This window comes from Pseudomonas sp. J380 (assembly GCF_009827115.1).
GTDB lineage: Bacteria > Pseudomonadota > Gammaproteobacteria > Pseudomonadales > Pseudomonadaceae > Aquipseudomonas > Aquipseudomonas paracarnis.
In genome coordinates this window covers 196699-212392 of record NZ_CP043060.1, presented here as the reverse complement: position 1 = coordinate 212392, position 15694 = coordinate 196699, and the positions used below count along the sequence as shown (strand labels likewise).

Sequence of the window (15694 nt, the reverse complement as noted above, 5' to 3'; positions counted from 1 at the left end):
CCGTTGCCATGCTCGACTCCCAGCAAATCCTCACAGCAGCCGCCCACCTGGACCATGCCGAACGCAGCCGCGAACAGGTGCGCCAGTTTTCCCTCGACTACCCCGATATGACGATCGAGGACGCCTACGCCATCCAGCGTGAATGGGTCGCGCAGAAGATCAAGCACGGGCGCACGCTCAAGGGCCACAAGATCGGCCTGACGTCACGGGCCATGCAGGTGTCGTCGAATATCACCGAACCCGATTACGGCGCTCTGCTCGACGACATGTTTTTCGACGAAGGCAGCGACATTCCCTTCGAGCGTTTCATCGTGCCACGGGTGGAGGTGGAACTGGCTTTCATCCTCGGCAAGCCGCTCAAAGGGCCCAACTGCACGGTGTTCGATGTGCTCGACGCCACCGAGTGGGTGATCCCGGCGCTGGAAATCATCGACGCCCGCATCCAGCAGGTCGACCCGCATACCAACGCCACCCGCAAGGTGTTCGACACCATCTCCGACAACGCCGCCAATGCCGGTGTGGTCCTCGGCGGCCGCGCCGTGCGCCCCACCGAGATCGACCTGCGCAAGGTGCCGGCGGTGCTGTATCGCAACGGCGTGATCGAAGAGTCCGGGGTGTCGGCGGCGGTGCTCAACCACCCGGCCAAAGGCGTGGCGTGGCTGGCCAACAAGCTGGCGCCCTATGACGTCACCCTGCTGCCCGGCCAGGTGATTCTCGGCGGCTCGTTTACCCGCCCCGTGGCGGCCCGCCCTGGCGATACCTTCCACGTCGACTACGACCTGCTCGGCTCGATTGCCTGCCGCTTCGTCTGAACCCAGGAGTGCTTTCATGGACATGCCTGTCAACCGCTTCAAGCAACGCCTGCACAACCGCGAGGTACAGATCGGCCTGTGGCTCGGCCTTGCCAATGCCTATAGCGCCGAGTTGGCCGCCAATGCCGGTTTCGACTGGCTGCTGATCGACGGCGAACACGCGCCCAATCAGCTGCCGGGGATGCTGGCGCAATTGCAGGCCATCGCGCCCTACCCCAGCCAGGCGTTGATTCGCCCGGTGATCGGCGACACGGCGCTGATCAAGCAACTGCTGGATATCGGCGCGCAGACGCTGCTGGTGCCCATGGTCGAAAGCGCTGCCCAGGCCCGGGAACTGGTGCGCGCCCTGCACTACCCGCCCCAGGGTATTCGCGGCGTCGGCAGCGCCCTGGCCCGTGCTTCGCGCTGGAACAGCATCACCGACTACCTCGACCAGGCCGACGCGCAGATGTGCCTGCTGGTGCAGATTGAGAATGCCGAGGGCCTGGCCAATCTGGACGCCATCGCCGCCGTCGAAGGCGTGGACGGGGTGTTTATCGGCCCGGCAGATTTGAGCGCGTCAATGGGCCATCGGGGTAACCCGGGGCATCCGCAGGTACAGGCGTCGATTGAGGACGCCATCGTGCGTATCGTCAAGGCGGGTAAGGCGGCAGGGATTCTCAGTGCGGATGAAAATCTCGCACGACGCTATATCGAGTTGGGGGCGACGTTCGTGGCGGTGGGGGTGGATACCACGGTGTTGATGCGGGGGCTGCAAAGCCTGGCCGGGAAGTTCAAAGACGTACCGGTGGCTGCCAATACCGGTGGTGTCTACTGAAATCCATGTGGGAGCTGGCTTGCCTGCGATGGCGGTGCATCAGCGACAGATAAGCCAGCTGACCCGGCGCTATCGCAGGCAAGCCAGCTCCCACAGTTGACCGGTGGTGGTTCAGTCATTAGTTCAGCGTTTGATGTTCTTCAAGTCATCCAGCAACCCCAACAGCATCTGGAATTTCTCTTCGCCAAACTGATCCTGCAAACGCTGGTAGTTGGCCTCCATGCACTGGCTCATGGACTCGAAACTCGCCTTGCCCTTGTCCGCCAGGGTAATCAGCACCCGGCGCTGGTCCTGTTCGGCCTTGCGCCGGTGCACCATGCCGGCCGCTTCCATGCGCACCAGTACGCCGGTCATGCTCGGCTTGAGGATGCAGGCCAGTTCCGCCAGTTGGTAGATCTCCAACTCACCATGCTGTTCAAGGATGCGGATGATGCGCCATTGCTGTTCGGTCAGGCCGTGTTCATTCAGGGAAGGACGGAAAAAACTCATCGCGGCCTCGCGCGCTTGCAGCAAGGCCAGGGTCAGGGATTGTCGAGGTGTGGACATAGGGCTCAGGGTCACGAAGTATTTAGTTAATAGTTTAACGAAACTCTAACATTCCCGGCCGGCGACCGCGCTATAACTTGTAGGTGCCCTCGCCCGTGGCGCGCTGAATCAAAAACCCGGGCACGCAGGATCAAGACTTCCCGCCCGCCAGGGGCCCTAATGGAGGCATCCGCTTTAGCGCCTTCCTTCACTTTTTCAGGCTGCGCCATGATCAACATCGAAACCCCCACGTACTACACCGCCACCAAGAAATACAACCTCAGCTTCCCCACCCTGGAACAGGATATCGACGCAGACGTCGTGGTCATCGGCGGCGGCTTTTCCGGGATCAACACGGCCCTTGAGCTGGCGGAAAAAGGCATCACCAACATTGTGGTGCTTGAAGCGCGCTACCTGGGCTTTGGCGGCACGGGCCGCAACGGTGGGCAAATCATGGCAGGCATCGGCCATGACCTGGAGAAGATCAAGAAGGACGTGGGCGAAGACGGCCTGCGCCAAGTGTTCGAGATCAGCGACCTGGGCGCCGACATCATCAAGAACCGCATCGCCAAGTACAACATCGACGCGGACTTTTGCCACGGCTACGGCTACATGGGCTTCAACGCCCGCCAGGAAAAAACCCTGCGCGCCTGGGAGAAGGACTTCAAGTCGATCAACAGCCAGCACGAAATCCGCTTTCTCGGCGGCTCCGACGTGCAGCAGATCATCGGCTCCACCGCCTACACCAGCGCCCTGTTGCACATGGGTGGCGGGCATGTGCATTCGCTGAACCTGCTGCTGGGCGAAGCCACCGCACTGGCCAGCCATGGCGTGAAGATCTTCGAGAACAGCCCGGCCCTGGACGTCAGCTACGGCGAGCGCATCACCGTGCGCACCGGGCGCGGTTCGGTACGCGCCAGCAAGTTGCTGTGGGCCTGTGACAGCTTTCTCAACAAGCTGGAGCCAGAACTGCACCGCTCGACCATCAACACCTACGCGTTCCAGATGATGACCGAGCCGTTGTCCGAGGAGTTGATCCAGCGCATCAGCCCGATCCGTGGGGCCTACAGCGATATCCGCCCGGTGATCGACTACTACCGCGTGACTAACGAAAACCGCCTGCTGTTCGGCGCCGCGACGTCCCTGGTGGAGCACATTCCCGGTGACCTGAAAGCCTGGAACCGTCACCTGATGCTGAAGATTTTCCCCTACCTCAAGGACGTGAAAATCGACCTGGCCTGGGGCGGCCCGATGGCGTGCAGCCCGAACCTGTTCCCGCAGGTGGGCACCTTGCCGGGGCGCAGCAACGCGTTTTTCGTGCAGGGCTATTCCGGCTTCGGCGTCACCCCCAGCCACATCATCTGCAAGGTGCTGGCCGAAGGCATGAGCGAAGGCTCGGCGCGCTATGACCTGGTCAGCTCGATTCACCGCCCCACCATCATCGGCAAGGACGCGATTCGCCCGCTGCTGCTGACGGCGGGCAAATCCTGGCACCAACTTTCCGGCTACTGGAATGGGCGCCGCTAACCCCCTGTAGGAGCGGGCTTGCCCGCGAAAAACTTCAACGATAACGCGTGCTTGCTGAATGAACGCGGCGCCTGTGAGTTTTTCGCGAGCAAGCTCGTTCCTACAAAAATCTCGTACTTATCGGAGCATCTGCCATGACACTTACCACCCTCAAACACAACGTCCAGCTGTCGGAACTCGACGCCTGGGGCACCGTGGCCGACCTCGGCTCGCAAATCCTCGAAGGCGAAGTACGCGCCTTCGGCAAGATGACCTTTGGCGCGCCCACCGATGCGGTCAGCAGTGCGTACTTCGGCACGACCCAGGGCAAGTTCCGCATGGTCTACCCCTTCGCCGAGCAAGCCACGGTAGTGACCGGCGAAGTGGTGCTGACCGACGAGTCCACCGGCCAAACCACCCGCTACAAGGCCGGTGACAGCTGGTTCGTGACCAAGGGCACGCCGGTGCTGTGGGAAGTGGTCAGCGAGAGTTTCGTCAAACACTACTTCGCCGTCGTGTAAGGGAGGCGTTGCCATGTCGAATTCATCTGACTGGATCACCGTGGGCGCCCTGGCTGAGGGGTTTGCACCCGAGGCGTTCATCCTGCCGAACCTGGCCGACCTGGCCGGCCAGACCTTCACCCTGCACTTTGCCAATGGCTGGCAGATCGAACACCGCTTCGAGCAGGAGCGCCTGGCCTGGCACGCCGCCGATGGCCACTCCAGCGGCAGCGCCGCCTACCGCGCCAGCTCCATTCGCCCGGGCCTGTACCTGGTGGACTTTATCAAGCACGAGGCGGGGCAAAGCTGGTCGATCAGCCTGGTGCTGGACACGCCAAATGCCTCTTTTACCGCGGTGATTGGCCGTATGCCGGAACCGGCAGAGACCCACGAAGGCCTTTACCACCGCGCCCTGGCCGGCAAACCGCTGACCTCGGTACAGGTTGACTTCCTCCACGGCAGCCTCGACCGGCCGTGGCAGGACGGCCACTGCCTGCACGCCCCCACCAATGAGTTGGTCGGCCTGCGCAACCACTACCGCTACAGCCCCAGCGAGGTCTACGAGCACATCTACCTCAACCCGCAATTCTACGCCTGGCAATGCCTTGAGGGCGTGGAGAAAGGCCTGTGCGACACCGACCGCTGCCATTACTACAAGATCGCCGAACAGCTGTACCTGTTCGTCTGGCAGGAGAAGATCGTACCGACCCTCGGCCTGGTGCTGATCGACCTGCAACAGCATCGCAGCGACGGCAAGATCTTCGGCTATGCCGGGGCGTCCTTCGACGCGCTGTCGAACTTCCCGATCAGTTCCTATTGCCAGGTGCTCAACCGCACGGAGTATCCCCGTGACTGAGCCGCGCACGGTGGTGATCACCGGGGCCGGCACCGGCATCGGCGCTGCCTGCGCACGCTTGTACGCACAGGAAGGCGCGCATCTGGTGCTGATCGGTCGGCGTCGTGAGCCACTGGAACAGGTGGCGCTGGACACCGGCGGGCTGATCCTGGTGGGCGATGCCGCCTGCCCGGACACCTGGGACGGCTTCATCCAACAAATCCGCAGCCACTTCGGGCGCCTCGATGTGCTGCTGGCCTGTGCCGGTGGCCACGGGCTAGGCAGCGCGACCCAGACCAGCCCGGCCACCTGGGAAGGCGCGCTGCGCAGCAACCTCGACAGTGCGTTCTACAGCGCTCGCGCCTGCCTGCCGCTGTTGCAGGAAAGCACCGGGAACATGGTGCTGATTGGCTCCATCGCCTCATTGGCGGCAGGCCCCGAGGTGTGTGGCTACACCACCGCCAAGCATGCGCTGCTCGGGCTCAACCGCTCGCTGGCCCGTGATTATGGGCCCCATGGCGTGCGCGTGAACGCGGTGTGCCCAGGCTGGGTGCACACGCCGATGGCCGACGCGGAGATGCAGCCGTTGATGGAGGCGTACGGCGAAACCTTGCAGCAGGCCTATGCGCGTGTGTGTGCCGATGTACCGCTGCGGCGTGCCGCCCGTGCCGACGAGATCGCCAAGGTGTGCCGCTTCCTGGCCAGCGACGACGCGTCGATCATTACCGGCGCCACGTTGGTGGCGGACGGTGGCTCCAGCATCGTCGACGTGCCGACGCTGGCGTTTACGCACCTGGAGCCTGCCCATGACGAATGACCTGGATTTCAGCGGCCAGGTCGTACTGGTCACCGGCGGCGCCCAGGGCATTGGCCTGGGCATCGTCCAGGCCTTTGCCCAACGCGGTGCGCGAGTGGTGATTGCCGACCGTAGGGTTGAACAGGCTGAAGCCCTGGCTGCCGGGTTATGCGCGCAGGGGCATCACGTTGACGCCGTTGGCGTTGATCTGGCGGATGCCGAAGCGGTGTTCGCTTGCGTCCAAGGCTTGGCGCAACTGGATGTGCTGGTGCACAACGCCGGGTACTTTCCGCTGACCGCCTTTGCTGACATCACCCCAACGATCCTGGAGCGCACCCTGGCGGTGAACCTGTCGGCGCTGTTCTGGCTGACCCAGGCGGCGTTGCCGATGTTTCGCGAACAAGGCCGGGGTTGCGTGCTGGTGACGTCTTCGGTCACCGGCAATCGGGTCGGTTATCCGGGGCTGAGCCACTATGCGGCGTCCAAAGCTGGGGTGAATGGGTTTATCCGCAATGCAGCGCTGGAGCTGGCGCCGTTGAATGTGCGGGTCAACGGCGTGGAGCCCGGCATGATCGCCACGCCGGCGATGGATAACCTGGGCGATGCGGCCGTGAATGACAGCATCGCCCGCCGTGTGCCGCTGGGGCGCCTGGGCGCTGCGGCGGATATTGCCGGGGCGATGGTGTTTCTGGCCTCTGACCTGGCGGGCTATATCACCGGGCAGACGCTGGTGGTGGATGGTGGCGCGACGCTGCCCGAAATATGAAACCCGATCGTTCCCACGCTCTGCGTGGGAATGCATCCTGTGACGCTCCGCGTCACGACTTCTGGAGCGGGACGCGGAGCGTCCGGGGCGACGTTCCCACGCGGAGCGTAGGAACGATCACGCTTGCACCGCCTGCAACCGGCTGGAACGAAAATCCTTGGGCGATACTTCGAACTGCTTCTTGAACGAGCGGCTGAAATGCGCCGAGGCCGATCGTTCCCACGCTCTGCGTGGGAATGCATCCTGTGACGCTCCGCGTCACGACTTGGAGCGGGACGCGGAGCGTCCGGGGCGGCGTTCCCACGCGGAGCGTGGGAACGATCACGCTTGCACCGCCTGCAACCGGCTGGAACGAAAATCCTTGGGCGATACTTCGAACTGCTTCTTGAACGAGCGGCTGAAATGCGCCGAGTCGGTAAAACCCCACTTGTAGGCAATCGAGGTGATCGACTCACTGCGCAGGAACGGGTTGGTCAAGTCATCCGCACTGCGCTTGAGCCGTGCGCGCTGGATATAGCGGCAGACGCTGTCGTCCTGTTCTTCAAACAGACGGTACAGGTGCCGCACCGAGATATTCAGGCGGTTGGCCAGGCCGATAGGGCTCAGGCCTGGCTGGCTCAGCGACTCATCAATGACTTTTTGCACATAGCTGCGCAGGTTATTGCCGTGCAACGCAGCAACGCCCTCGCGGCACTCGTCGCCCTGCTCCAACGCCGAACCCAACAGCGAGACGAAGGCCGCTTGCAGCGCCTCCACTTGCGTGGCGTCATCGTCGGTATCGTCCTTGCACAGTTGGTCCATCAGCACATGCAGCATGCGCCCACAGGCCTTGGTCGAGGAGATCTTGCCGAAGGCCCGTGCCTGACCGCCCAGGTGCTTGCATACCGCGTTGCGCGACAGGGACAGCGAGGCGTGTTCGATCAGGCCGAAGGGGGTGATTTCGATGGAGCCCACCGAGTCCATCAACAGCATCTCGCCAGGCGCCAGTTGCACGGTCTGCTCATTTTGGGTGATTTGCGAATAGCCGCTGCGCTGGCTGACCAGGAAACATTCCTGGTCGTTGTCATGGTCGGCGTGGTGCGTCGGGCGCTTGATCAGCCCGGCATTGGTGCGCAGGATGGCCAAGCCACGCGGCAGGTTATGGATCTCGCCGATAAACAGCGAACGGTTGAAAGCCAGTTCGGTATCGAAGTGGCCGCACGCGTCGCGCAGTTCGCGGTTCCAGCTGTCGAGCCCGTCGGGTGCATGCTGTGGGATGCTCATTGGGTGTCTCCGCAGTGGCGTTATTCTTGTTGTTCTGGCGCAATAGTTAACATGTTATCTATATGCACGCAACAACAACCTGTTTGCCCTTTGCAGAAGCACTAATGGTGCCAATCAGAGGTCCGACAATACCCGCCGCAATCCGGCCAGTACGACCAAGAGATACCCGCGTTGCTCGGTGCTCAACGCAATGTAGCGCCGGAACGCCGGCATGCGGTTGACCACCTCACTGCCGCCCATATGCTCCAGGCGCACGCACCATTGCTGGTCTTGCAGCTCGATGCGCAGGCGCTTGAAATCCAGCGGCATCAACGCCTGGAACAACGCGCTGTCAGCCTGCAAACGCGCCTGCAACTCACGGCCCAGTGCCTGGTTGCCAGCGCGGCGCCGCACATGAATACCGCTGCGCCGGATCGCGCCGCCATGGTGCACCTCGAAGCTGCCAGCGCCACCCGCTGCAGCAGGAACGCGCAGGACACATTCGGTCAGCACCAGGTGCATCAACAACTGAGACTCGGTGCGCTCGACAATCTCGAAGGCCACACCGCCCACTTCAAGGCTTGCCAGGCCCAGGTCACGCCGCAGGTGGGCCAGGGTCACCCCCGGCCGATACCCGCTGGGTGCGCGGTCAGCACGAAACAGCTCAAACAGTTTTTGCCGCAAGGTCGCTATAACCCTCATGGGTATGCCCCGGTTCGTGATTGAATTCCTTGGCCAACACCTCTTCCACGCAGGCGGGCTTGAAGGGGTTGACCTTCTGCACCACCAGGGTCCAGAACAGCGCATAGGTGGCCGTCACGCCGAGCATCACGCCAAACGGCACGTAGATGTCAGCCGGGTTCATGCCTGGCGGAGTGATAAACCACATGCCCAGCAGGATGCCGATGCTGGAGACGATCTGCGGCAGCGGGAACCACGGCGAACGATAGGCCCGAGGCAAGTCCGGACGCCGAATGCGCAGGATCACCACCGACAGCGTCACCAACAGGTAAGCGAAACTCCACGCGCACACCGCCGCCAGTACCAGGTGCATGATGTTGTCGGTGTTGCCGCCCAGGTACAGCGCATGCAGGCACGGAATCAACATGGCCACCAGGATGCACAACAGCGGCGTCTTGAAACGCGGGTGCAGGTAGGTGAACACCTTTGGCAAGGCGCCATCCACCGCCATGCCGTAGAGGATGCGCGGCACGCCGGCCATCAGGGTATTGATGGTCGCAGCGCCAGCGAACAGAAAGCCGATGCCCAGCCACAACGGGCCGATCTGCCCCATCACCTGTTCGGCAAATCGGGGGATGGCCATGGGTGTGTCCAGCAGGTGCACGCCGGACGCGGCGTCGAGCACGACGTTTTCCACCTGGCGCTTCATCGCCGCGCCATAGATGAACATGCACGTCGCCACGCCCATCAGCCCGAGCATCATCGCCCGTGGCATCACCTTGGCCGATTGGCGCAGGTCCGGCGCCAGCGGGGTGACGAACTCGCAACCCACGAACATGAACATCGCCATGCCCACCAGCGACAGCACGGTGACCAGGTCGGTGCCCACCAGCGACTCACCGAACCAGCCCTCCAATTGCACCGCCGGCGCGGCGATCAGGCCCAGTACGCCGAACACCATCAGGGTGGTCCACATGCCGAAGGTCAGGATGATCTCGGCGCGGCCAAATGCGCTGACGCCAAAGGCGTTCAGCACGCCGAACACCAGTACGAAACCGACGCCCAGCAACCACGAGCCGCCGGCCGACTCTGCCAGGGTGTTGAGGTGTTCGAAGTTCACCAGGGCCATGACGCCGGCGAGGATGGTTTCGGCGGTGCCGGCGAACACATGCACGATCAGGTAGGCCGACAAGGTCCCGGTGATCGCAAAGAACCGGCCCATGCCGCAGTTGATGTAGTCGTACACCGAACCGGTGGTGGGCAGCATCGAGGCGGCCTCGGCGAAAGTCGTCGCCTGGGCCAGCATCATCACCACGGCGATCAGCATCGCCAGGGCAAACGCGCTGCCACCGATGCCAAAGCCCATGGTGGCGGTGAGAATCACGGGGCTGGCCATGATCAGGCCGATGGTGCTGGCCAACGCAGTGGGAAAACCTACCGTACCCCGGTTGAGGTGTGCGGTGAGTCGGTCGTTGATCGACATGGAGGGGTCCTCGAAGCGGATTTTTTAATGTGTCGGCACTCTGCGCCCCACTCCCGTTGATCGTCTTGCCCCTGTCTGCCGCCGGTTTTGTTGCTGCCTGCCAAGGCCTGCTGCCTGGCGGCCAGAGTCAATTGCCTGGCACGCAGGGAAAAGACTTGGCCTCACACCGCTCGCCCTAATGCGCCCTCACTCTTAACCAAGATGGGGGCAATAACAATGGAGCACACACTGAAAAACCGCTGCCTGCGCCAGACGGTCGGCCTGGGCGTGGCACTGTTGGTGGGCCAGGCGCAGGCCATCGAGTTGTATGCGGACGCCGACACCCAGGTCACCGGCAACTTCCTCGCCGTGTACGGTATGTTCAACAGCCCGAAGAACTACGATGGGCGCAGCGGCGGCGCCACTTGGCGTGAGGCGTTCATCAAGTACGGCCTGAGCGTCGAACAGCGCCTGGGCAACCTGGGCGGTGTGTATGGCACGGCCAACCTGGTGAGTTCCGGTACCTGGGGCGACGGCGATGCGGCCGGGTTGACCAACGGCACCGAGCGCACCACCAAGTTTGACGAAGCCTTCGCCGGCTGGCGGTCTGGCGAGTTGTTACCGGCGCTGGGCAAGGACGGCCTGGACCTGTCGTTCGGTCGCCAGATCATCATGCTCGGCGACGGTTTTATCCTTAACGACGACGGCCCCAACCTGGGCAATGGCGTCGGCGACGGCGAGTTCAATCGCGGCGGCGCCTACTACATCGCCGCACGCCATGCCTTCGATAAGACGGCGGTGATTCGCCTGGGCGGCAAGGACGGTGTGCACGGCAGCCTGATGTGGATCAAGTCCGACAACCGCGCCCAGGCCCTCACCGAAATGGCCGCCGGCACCCTGGAATACAGTGCCGCGCCGGGCACCCTGGGGCTGACCTACATTCACGGCATCGATGTGGATGAGCGCTTCGCCACCGACCTGCAGCGCCAGCGCAAAGGCATGAACCTCTACAGCCTGCGCGGCACCGGCAATGCCGGTATCGACAACGCGCACTTCGCCTTCGAACTGGCGCGCCAAAGCCGTCGCGATGGCCAGGAAAATGCCGGTTACGCCGAAGCCGGCTACACCTTCGCCAACCTGCCGTGGTCACCGGACCTGACCTACCGCTACGCCCGTTATTCGAAGAACTGGGACGGCATGTTTTCAGGCTTCAACCGTGGCTACGGTACCTGGGTGCAGGGCGAAGTGGCGGGCAACTATTCCGGCCCCTTCAACAGTAATACCGCCGTGCAGCACGTGGCGCTCAAGGTCAAACCACTGGAGAACGTCACCCTGGGGGCGCTGTTCTTCGACTACAACACCGTCAGTACGCGCGGCCAATTGAACCTGGATGGCCGCGAACTGGACCTGTATGCCGAATGGGCCGTCAACGAGCACCTGATCATCACGCCGCTGCTGGGCCTGTACAAACCCGATAAATCAGCCGATACCGGTGGCAATCAGGTCGGCGGCAACGGCACCAATGTCTACAGCCAACTGGTGGTCGCCGTGCCGTTCTAAACTGCTTCGGGCGCGCAGGGAGGCAGCGCCCGGACCTCGGCATAGGCGCCCTGATGATAGAGCAGCGGCGCACGGCCAAAATCATCGAAGGCTACCACCTTGCCGATCATGATCCAATGGTCGCCGCCGTCCACCTGCTGGTATTTCTCGCAGTGAAAACGCGCCGAGCAATCGGCGAATACCGGCGAGCCCCCCTCCCCCGGCTCGTACTCGATCAGGGCGAAGCGGTCTTCACGGGGGCGGGCAAAATTGTTCGACAGGTGCACCTGGTCCGCCGCCAAGACATTTACGGCAAAGTGGCTGGCCTCCTCGAACACGGCATGGCTGTTGGAGCGTTTGTCGATGCTCCACAGCACCAGCGGCGGGTCGAGGGATACCGAGTTGAAACTGTTGGCCGTCACGCCCACCTTGCGCCCGGAGGCGGTGGCGGCGGTGACCACGGTCACGCCAGTGGCAAAATTGCCCAAGGCGCGACGAAAGGCTCGTGGGTCGAATACGTCGGACATGCAAGACTCCCGGGTGGCCTCTTTGGGCCGCCCTGATTGTTGTAGGGAAAACGCAGCTACACCATGCTCGGGTCGGGTTCCAGGCCCATCAGCTCACGGCCAAGGATCTGCGCGCACACGTCATAGTCGGTGTAGGCATGCGCGCCGGTCATGTGGGCATCGCGGAACAGGCGCTGCATTTCGTTGTGTTCGAACCAGGCATTGCCACCAGCGGCGGCGAACAGCCGGTCCACCGCTTCGATGCACATCTTGGTGGCGTAGGCCTGGTTGGTGCGCCAGAACGCAAGGGTTTCTCGCGCTGGGTAGCGGTGGGCGGCGCTGTGTTCGGCGTGGTCTTGCCAGGTCTTCTCCAAAAACGCCCGAGCAGCGGCCACCTGGTGGGTGGACTCGGCCAGGCGCATCAGCGCCGGGGTCGCTGCGCCGACCGCGGCACCGGTATAGGCGCGCACACGGTTTTTGGTTTTTTCGCGGAACACCTCCAGCATGCGCTCGGCCACGCCGAGGCTGACGGTGGAAAAACCACTGGCGAAATACGGCCGGTACGGCGCGTAGAAAATCTGGCTGTCTGGGTAGAGACCAAAGCCTGCGGACTTGCCTTCCATCATGTCCTTGGCCTTCTGGATCCGGTGCTCAGGCACCCAGGCGTTGTCGATGATCAGGGTCTTGGTGCCGCTGCCTTTCATGCCGGCCGCGAACCAGTCATCGCGGATCTGATAGTCACTGCGCGGCAGCACGGCAAAGCAGTAATCCTGGGTACCTTCGGCATTCTGGCGACGGCAGCCGACAATCGCCCACTCGCCATGGTCACAGCCGCTGCTCCAGCCCATCTCACCACTGAAGTACACGCCGCCCTCGCCCTCGGTCACCCGACCGAACGGCGCAATACTGCTGCTGGCCGTGGCATCCGGGTTGGCGCCCCAGATCTCCTCCTGCAACTGCGCCGAGAACAGCGCCAGTTGATGGCTATGGGTACACAACAAACTCATGGCCCAGGCGGTGCTGGCGCAACTGCCGGCGAGCAAGGCGATGCAGTCGGCGAATTCGGGCAGCGACAGTTCCAGGCCACCGAATGCCTTGGGCTGGAAGGCGCGGTGCAGGCCGATGCTTTTGAGCAGCGCGATATTCTCATCCGGCACTTGGCGCAGCTGTTCGGCACGGCTGGCGTTCGCGGCAATGGCAGGCAGAAGAGGCTTGAGGTCTTCGAGGAGCGGGTTTGGCTTTTTCATGGACGGCCCTGCTTATTATTGGAAGTCCGGCAGGCGCTCCGAATCGTGGAACGGCGCGGGATGCAGGGCCAGTATCAAACGGGTCGTGCAGGCGGGAAATGCACGTTCGGCAGGCAAGCTTGTACTTTTCACAAGCACGGCAGGCACAGGCATAAAAGCTGGCAGGCACAGTCAAGCCGCTTATCAGTGCGTTGGTTAACCTCGGGGTTTCTTTGTGAACTGCCAGGAACCTGCCATGAGCGATATCCCGTTGCTGCCTCAAGTGGAAGCCTTTTTGCGTCGCCGCCATGGGCTGTTTATCGACGGCGCCAGTGTGCACAGCCACACCGACGCACGCCTGAGCGTGACCAACCCCGCCACCGGCCAGGTGATCGCCGACGTGGCCGATGCTGACCTGGCGGATATCGACGCTGCGGTCGCTTCTGCCAACCGTGGTTTTCAGCTGTGGTCCCAGGCTGCGCCCGCCATCCGCGGCAACGTGCTGCTTAAATTGGCCGACCTGCTGGAACAGCACCGCGAAGAACTGGCGCAGATCGAAACCTGCCAGTCGGGCAAGATCATCCAGATTTCCCGCGCCGTTGAGGTCGACCAGGCCGCGCACTTCCTGCGCTATTACGCAGGCTGGGCCACCAAGCTCAGCGGCCAGACCCTCACGCCCTCCCTGCCTTCGTTCAATGGCGAGCGTTACACCGCCTTCACCTTGCGCGAACCGGCGGGCGTGGTGGTAGGCATTGTGCCGTGGAATTTCTCGACCATGATCGCCATCTGGAAGCTGGCCTCGGCGCTGGTGACCGGCTGCAGCATCATCATCAAGCCCAGCGAATTCACGCCGCTGACCCTGCTGCGCATCGCCGAACTGGCCATCGACGCCGGCTTGCCGGCGGGGGTGCTCAACGTGCTGACCGGCGGCGGCCATGTCGGCAAGGGGCTGGTGGAACATCCCGGCACGCACAAGGTGTCCTTCACCGGCTCAGTACCCACCGGTATTGCAGTAGGCCGCAGTGCCATGGGCGCCGGGCTGACCCGCGCGACCCTGGAACTGGGTGGCAAGAACGCCGCCGGCTTCCTGCGCGACATGGATGTAGACAAAGCGGTGGATGGCATTATCGAAGCGGGTTTCCTGCACTCGGGGCAAATCTGCGCAGCGGCCGAACGTTTCTTCGTGCACCGCTCGCAAATCGACGCTGTGCTGGAAAAACTCAAGGCGCGTCTCAGCCGCCTGACCATCGGCTCGCCCCTGGATGAACACACCGAATTCGGCCCGGTGACCCACCAGCAACACCAACAAAAACTGCTCGGCTACTTCAACCAGGCCCGCACCGAAAACAACACGATCATCCACGGCGGCCACCTCATCGACCGTCCCGGCTGCTACGTCGAACCCACCGTGATCCTGGCCAACCACCTGCACGACACCCTGCTCAACGAAGAAACCTTCGGCCCCATCGCCACCTTCCTGCCCTACGACGACGAAGACGAACTGCTGGCGCTGATGAACCACGGGCCCTACGGGTTGAGTGCCAGCCTGTGGACCAACGACCTGGGCAAGGCCCTGCGCATGATCCCGGCGATCAAGGCAGGCACCTTGTGGGTGAACATGCACACCCTGCTCGACCCGGCGGTGCCGTTTGGCGGCAGCCGGTCTTCGGGGTTAGGCCGGGAGTTTGGTGGTGCGTTTATTGAGGATTACACCGAGCTTAAGTCGGTGATGATTCGGTATTGAATGGCTGTAGGAGCGAGCCTGCTCGCGAAAAACGTCAACGATAACGCGTGCATCCTGAATAAGTGCGGCGGCTATGGTTTTTTCGCAAGCTCGCTCCTGCAAAAGCCCTAACTGAATGGAACCACCGCCTCCGCCTCAACCTCGATCAACCACTCAGGCAACGACAACCCACTGACGATAATCCACGAAGACGGCGGCGGGTTGTGCGCGAAGCGCTGGCGCAGCGCCTCGACAATCGGCTCCTGCTGATCCCGGGCAGATTCGACGATATACAGCCGCAGCATGATCACATGAGACAGGTCGCCCCCCACCTCGGTCAGCACCTTTTCGACATTGTCCAACGCCGTGGCCGTCTGCTCGGCAATACCTGGGCCCACCGTACGCTCTTGAGCATCAACCCCCACCTGCCCGGACAGCATGATCCGCCGACCCTCTGGCACTTCCATGGCCTGGCTGAAACCGTATTGCAGGGAGTTGAATACCGTCGTGGGATTAATGACCTTTCGTTGCATGACCAATCCTTGTTTGTCAGTAGGAAGACAAGGCTAACCTAGAGACTCTGCCCACGCTGACGGTTCAACATCCAGCAACATTTCATGGGGGAAGCGCTGAACCGGGAATGCCCGGGGGCCTGATGAAAACGCGCAAACCCAGCGGACAATGACATTCCCCTGTGGGAGCCGTCGAGCTTTAGCGAGGCCGCGATAGCGGTGGGTCAGGCAATGAATATGTTGACC

At 62.7% G+C, this 15694-nt stretch carries 15 protein-coding genes and 2 pseudogenes; 9 read left to right on the top strand and 8 right to left on the bottom strand.

Features of this window, described 5'->3' with window-relative positions; all coding sequences use genetic code 11:
• Nucleotides 1-8: 8 nt before the first annotated feature.
• Both hpaH and hpaI read left to right on the top strand, forming a co-directional pair.
• Nucleotides 9-812 carry a 2-oxo-hept-4-ene-1,7-dioate hydratase gene (hpaH, locus tag FXO12_RS01250; RefSeq protein ID WP_057974991.1) on the top strand — a complete coding sequence of 268 codons (804 nt, stop codon included), beginning with the start codon at nt 9-11 and terminating at the stop codon, nt 810-812.
• Between the two features lie 16 nt (nt 813-828).
• Complete coding sequence (gene hpaI, locus FXO12_RS01245) at nt 829-1629, top strand: 4-hydroxy-2-oxoheptanedioate aldolase (protein WP_054897410.1); 801 nt, start codon at nt 829-831, stop codon at nt 1627-1629.
• A 123-nt stretch (nt 1630-1752) separates the two neighbouring features.
• Here hpaI and hpaR read toward each other — a convergent pair whose 3' ends face one another.
• A complete protein-coding gene (gene hpaR, locus FXO12_RS01240) occupies nt 1753-2175 on the bottom strand; it encodes a homoprotocatechuate degradation operon regulator HpaR (protein ID WP_032896376.1) in 423 nt (140 codons plus the stop codon).
• Nucleotides 2176-2382: 207 nt separating this feature from the next.
• Here hpaR and FXO12_RS01235 point away from each other — a divergent pair, with 207 nt between their 5' ends.
• From FXO12_RS01235 to FXO12_RS01215, 5 genes are all read left to right on the top strand, one after another.
• A complete protein-coding gene (locus FXO12_RS01235; protein WP_057974992.1) occupies nt 2383-3681 on the top strand; it encodes an FAD-binding oxidoreductase in 1299 nt (432 codons plus the stop codon).
• Between the two features lie 134 nt (nt 3682-3815).
• On the top strand, nt 3816-4181 hold the full coding sequence (locus FXO12_RS01230; RefSeq protein WP_034128191.1) for a cupin domain-containing protein: 366 nt from the start codon (nt 3816-3818) through the stop codon (nt 4179-4181).
• Nucleotides 4182-4194: 13 nt separating this feature from the next.
• Nucleotides 4195-5016, top strand: a complete 822-nt coding sequence (locus tag FXO12_RS01225; RefSeq protein WP_057974993.1) for a molybdenum cofactor biosynthesis F family protein — start codon at nt 4195-4197, stop codon at nt 5014-5016.
• On the top strand, nt 5009-5812 hold the full coding sequence (locus tag FXO12_RS01220; RefSeq protein WP_057974994.1) for an SDR family NAD(P)-dependent oxidoreductase: 804 nt from the start codon (nt 5009-5011) through the stop codon (nt 5810-5812). The genes FXO12_RS01225 and FXO12_RS01220 overlap by 8 nt, the downstream gene beginning before the upstream one ends.
• Nucleotides 5802-6557 carry an SDR family oxidoreductase gene (locus FXO12_RS01215; RefSeq protein ID WP_057974995.1) on the top strand — a complete coding sequence of 252 codons (756 nt, stop codon included), beginning with the start codon at nt 5802-5804 and terminating at the stop codon, nt 6555-6557. The genes FXO12_RS01220 and FXO12_RS01215 overlap by 11 nt, the downstream gene beginning before the upstream one ends.
• Nucleotides 6558-6674: 117 nt before the next feature.
• On the opposite strand, the pseudogene FXO12_RS29330 reads toward FXO12_RS01215, so the two are convergent.
• From FXO12_RS29330 to FXO12_RS01200, 4 genes and pseudogenes are all read right to left on the bottom strand, one after another.
• Nucleotides 6675-6764, bottom strand: a pseudogene (locus FXO12_RS29330) (hypothetical protein); the annotation flags it as partial.
• Between the two features lie 114 nt (nt 6765-6878).
• Entirely contained in the window at nt 6879-7820 is a 942-nt protein-coding gene (gene feaR, locus FXO12_RS01210; RefSeq protein ID WP_054897406.1) for a transcriptional regulator FeaR, read from the bottom strand.
• Nucleotides 7821-7934: 114 nt separating this feature from the next.
• The gene (locus tag FXO12_RS01205; protein ID WP_057974996.1) at nt 7935-8501 is read right to left on the bottom strand and encodes a DUF3156 family protein; all 567 of its coding nucleotides are present in this window, start codon (nt 8499-8501) and stop codon (nt 7935-7937) included.
• A complete protein-coding gene (locus tag FXO12_RS01200; protein ID WP_054897404.1) occupies nt 8464-9963 on the bottom strand; it encodes an APC family permease in 1500 nt (499 codons plus the stop codon). Before FXO12_RS01200 ends, FXO12_RS01205 begins: the two co-directional genes overlap by 38 nt.
• Before the next feature lie 216 nt (nt 9964-10179).
• On the opposite strand from FXO12_RS01200, the gene FXO12_RS01195 reads away from it, so the two are divergent.
• Nucleotides 10180-11502, top strand: coding sequence for a hypothetical protein (locus FXO12_RS01195; protein WP_057974997.1), 1323 nt, complete (start codon nt 10180-10182; stop codon nt 11500-11502).
• A gap of 32 nt (nt 11503-11534) precedes the next feature.
• Here the strand turns inward: FXO12_RS01195 and FXO12_RS01190 are convergent.
• Together FXO12_RS01190 and FXO12_RS01185 are read right to left on the bottom strand one after the other, a co-directional pair.
• Nucleotides 11535-12008: pseudogene (locus tag FXO12_RS01190) on the bottom strand (flavin reductase family protein); the annotation flags it as partial.
• A gap of 56 nt (nt 12009-12064) precedes the next feature.
• The gene (locus FXO12_RS01185; RefSeq protein WP_032901980.1) at nt 12065-13234 is read right to left on the bottom strand and encodes a p-hydroxyphenylacetate 3-hydroxylase oxygenase component; all 1170 of its coding nucleotides are present in this window, start codon (nt 13232-13234) and stop codon (nt 12065-12067) included.
• A 235-nt stretch (nt 13235-13469) separates the two neighbouring features.
• On the opposite strand from FXO12_RS01185, the gene FXO12_RS01180 reads away from it, so the two are divergent.
• Nucleotides 13470-14957, top strand: coding sequence for an aldehyde dehydrogenase family protein (locus FXO12_RS01180; RefSeq protein ID WP_057974998.1), 1488 nt, complete (start codon nt 13470-13472; stop codon nt 14955-14957).
• Between the two features lie 107 nt (nt 14958-15064).
• Here FXO12_RS01180 and FXO12_RS01175 read toward each other — a convergent pair whose 3' ends face one another.
• Nucleotides 15065-15469 carry a RidA family protein gene (locus FXO12_RS01175; protein WP_054897401.1) on the bottom strand — a complete coding sequence of 135 codons (405 nt, stop codon included), beginning with the start codon at nt 15467-15469 and terminating at the stop codon, nt 15065-15067.
• Nucleotides 15470-15694 lie beyond the last annotated feature (225 nt).